Annotated in this window: 3 protein-coding genes and 1 pseudogene; all 4 read right to left on the bottom strand. The window is 40.7% G+C overall.

Features of this window, described 5'->3' with window-relative positions; genetic code table 11:
* Positions 1 to 693 (bottom strand): annotated as a pseudogene (eno, locus tag Q7P05_RS05065) (phosphopyruvate hydratase); the annotation flags it as partial.
* A 119-nt stretch (positions 694 to 812) separates the two neighbouring features.
* Entirely contained in the window at positions 813 to 2339 is a 1527-nt protein-coding gene (gene gpmI / locus Q7P05_RS05060) for a 2,3-bisphosphoglycerate-independent phosphoglycerate mutase (RefSeq protein WP_303930869.1), read from the bottom strand.
* Positions 2340 to 2352: 13 nt separating this feature from the next.
* Positions 2353 to 3123 (bottom strand): triose-phosphate isomerase, encoded by a 771-nt coding sequence (tpiA, locus tag Q7P05_RS05055; protein ID WP_295783879.1) that lies wholly within the window; start codon positions 3121 to 3123, stop codon positions 2353 to 2355.
* 1 nt (position 3124) lies between these two features.
* The coding region (gene pgk, locus Q7P05_RS05050; protein WP_303930866.1) for a phosphoglycerate kinase at positions 3125 to 3670 on the bottom strand (546 nt) is incomplete at its 5' end.

Here is a 3670-nt window from a genome sequence, read left to right as displayed (position 1 = left end):
ATAACCAGCCGCTTTAATAGCTTCACAAATTACTTCTAATGCTTCTTCGTTAGATGCCAAGTTTGGTGCAAAGCCACCTTCATCACCTACGGCAGTGCTAAGGCCTTTATCATGAAGTACAGATTTCAATGTATGATATACTTCTGCACAGCTGCGAAGAGCTTCTGCAAAGGAGGTTGCGCCTACAGGCATGATCATAAATTCTTGAATATCTACGTTATTATCTGCATGTGCGCCACCGTTCAAGATGTTCATCATAGGAACTGGTAATTCTTTTGCGTTGAAACCGCCAAGGTATGCAAATAATGGCAAATCTAAAGATTCTGCTGCTGCACGAGCTACTGCCATGGAAACACCAAGAATTGCATTAGCACCAAGGTTAGATTTATTGTCTGTACCATCTAATTTCAACATCAAGTTATCGATTGCTACTTGTTCAGTCGCATCATAACCAATAATGGCAGGACCGATTTTAGCATTTACATTGTCGATAGCTGTTAATACACCTTTACCAGAGTAACGGGATTTATCACCATCACGTAATTCTACAGCTTCAAACTTACCTGTAGAAGCGCCGGATGGAACCGCTGCTGTTGCAATAGTGCCATCTTCTAAACATACTTCAACTTCAACAGTTGGGTTACCGCGGGAATCTAAAATTTCTCTTGCAATGACTTGTTCAATTACTGCCATTTCTTCACCTCATATAATCTAATGGAATAACTGCCATCTGACAGCCATTATATATATATTGAGCTAAACCTTATAGGCTTATAACTCTAATTAACTACTAATATAGTGAAAGCTCCATATTATGCTTTATGTACCAAGCTATGACCTGTCATAGCTTTTGGTTGTTTTATCCCAGCTAAGTCTAATAATGTAGGAGCAATGTCACATAATTTACCAGCTTCTAATGTAGCTGTTTTTAAACTGTCGCTCATTAAAATTAAAGGAACCAAGTTCGTTGTATGTGCCGTATGTACCTTACCTGTTTCATGGTTAACCATAAGCTCTGCATTACCATGGTCTGCGGTAATCAACAAATGACCATTTTTGTTGCGTATAGCCTCTACGATACGACCTAAACAAGTATCTACCGCTTGCACTGCTTTAACAGCTGCTTCAAAGCTACCTGTATGACCGACCATATCTGGGTTTGCAAAGTTCAAGATAATCATGTCATATGTTTCATCTTGAATAGCTTGTACAACCTTATCAGTCACTTCATAAGCGCTCATCTCAGGTTGTAAATCATAAGTTGCCACTTGAGGTGATTTTACAAGGATGCGGTCCTCGCCTTCAAATGGTTCCTCTTTACCGCCGTTGAAGAAGTACGTTACATGGGCATATTTCTCTGTTTCAGCAATACGCAATTGACGATAGCCACCTACACTGAGTACTTCGCCTAATGTTTCTGACAAGATGTCTTTTTCGTACACAATATGAACTGGTAAGCCATCTTCATATTTGGTCATAGTCGCCATATACAAGGATAATGGTTCACGGTTAAAGCCATCAAATTCTGTCAACACTAAAGCTTTTGTAAGTTCACGCCCACGGTCTGGACGGAAGTTACAGAAGATAACAGCGTCACCATTCTTGATAGTTCCTTCAGAATCAATCACTGTAGGAAGTACAAACTCATCAGCTGCATCCTTATCATAAGATTGTTGTACCGCTTCACAAGCTGATGCGGCACTTTCACCTTGACCATGTACAATAGCATTGTAAGCAAGTTCCACACGGTCCCAACGATTATCCCGATCCATTGCATAATAGCGACCACTAACGGTGGCAATTTTACCACAGTTTAGCTCTGCCATATATGCTTCTAAATCTTTGATATAACCTTGTGCGCATTGAGGTGCTACATCACGACCATCGAGCAATGCATGTACATATACATGTTCAATACCATTGTCATGAGCGCCTTTAATAACAGCCTTGATATGTTCTAAAGAACAATGCACATTGCCATCAGAAACTAGGCCAATAAGATGTAAGCTTTGTTTTTTGCCTACTTCATACAGTTCCTTTATAACAGGGCGATTATAGAACTCGCCAGACTCAACGTCTTTAGTAATACGAGTTAAATCTTGGTACACAATACGACCAGAGCCAAGGTTTAAATGACCAACCTCAGAATTCCCCATTTGGCCTTCTGGAAGGCCTACCGCTAGTCCTGATGCTTCTAATTTTGTATGTGGATACATATCCCATAATTGATTAAAACAGTGCGGCTTCGCCTGTACCACAGCATTGGTTGTATCTGATTGATCTCCCATGCCAAAGCCATCTAAGATGACTAGCATTACGGGAGCCTCTAATTTAGCCATTTCTAACCTCATATTAAGCGCTTACTTGATTCGCCGCTTTAATAATATCTATAAATTCATCAACTACTAAAGATGCACCACCTACGAGTGCTCCATCAATATTAGGCTCTCCTAGGATTTCGAGAGCATTTTCAGATTTAACACTACCACCATATTGGATACGCACAGCATCAGCAGTCTCATCATCGTATAAAGAGCGTATGTAATCACGAATTTCTTTACATACTTCTTCAGCTTGATCAGCAGTTGCTGTTTTTCCTGTACCGATAGCCCAAATTGGTTCGTACGCAACAATCAATTGGCTAACTTGTTCTTTAGGAACATCAACCAAAGCACCTTTAAGTTGAGATGTAATCCAGTCAAGAGTATGACCGGACTCACGTTGTTCTAAACTTTCACCAACACAGACAATAGGTGTCAAATTATGATGGAATGCACTTTTAATCTTTGCATTTACCGTCTCATCTGTTTCACCATAATATTCACGGCGTTCAGAATGACCGATAATAACATAATTGACGCCTACCTCTGTAAGCATAAGTGGTGAAATTTCACCAGTGAATGCACCAGCATCATGATAATCCATGGTTTGTGCGCCTACTGCAATAGCTGTATCGCGTGTTAATGCTACTGCACGTTCAATAGCTGTAAAAGGCGGGCAAACAACTACATCACAGGATAATTCCATATCTTGTAACACGCTGTTAAACGCTTCGATCAGGATAGATCCAGACGCAATGGTGCCATTCATTTTCCAATTTCCTGCAATAATGGGTTTTCTCATATTATGCCTCAGACAATGCAGCAATACCTGGTAGGATTTTACCTTCTAAGAATTCCAAGGATGCGCCACCACCTGTGGAGATATGGCTAATCTTGTCTGCTAAGCCACTTTTTTCAATAGCCGCTACAGAGTCACCACCACCAACGATAGTCATCGCATCGGATTCAGCTACAGCTTTTGCTACCGCATTTGTACCAGCTGCAAAGTTTTCCATTTCAAATACGCCCATAGGACCATTCCAAATAATAGTCTTCATTGGCGCCAATGCTTCTACATATAGCTCACGTGTTTTAGGGCCGATATCTAGAACCATCCAACCATCTTCAATATTTTCAACGTCAACGATTTTAGTATTAGCATCGTTGCTGAAAGCATCAGCTACTACAGCATCGATTGGAGTCAATAATTTAGCCCCTGCTACACGTGCTTCCATAACAAGATCTGTAGCGATAGCTTCTTGGCCTTCTTCGAATAAGGAGCTACCAATGTTACAGCCTTGTGCTTTAATGAAAGCGTTAGCCATACCGCCGCCGATGATCATAACATC

This window comes from Veillonella dispar, from assembly GCF_937975875.1.
GTDB lineage: Bacteria > Bacillota > Negativicutes > Veillonellales > Veillonellaceae > Veillonella > Veillonella dispar_B.
Note: the sequence above shows the minus strand (reverse complement) of the source record. Positions and strands in the feature narration are given on the sequence as shown.

What these genes read in the sequence shown, in the direction of transcription:
- gpmI (WP_303930869.1), bottom strand. Translation starts at nt 2,339, where the DNA reads ATGGCTAAATTAGAGGCTCCCGTAATGCTAGTCATCTTAGATGGCTTT.
- tpiA (WP_295783879.1), bottom strand. Translation starts at nt 3,123, where the DNA reads ATGAGAAAACCCATTATTGCAGGAAATTGGAAAATGAATGGCACCATT.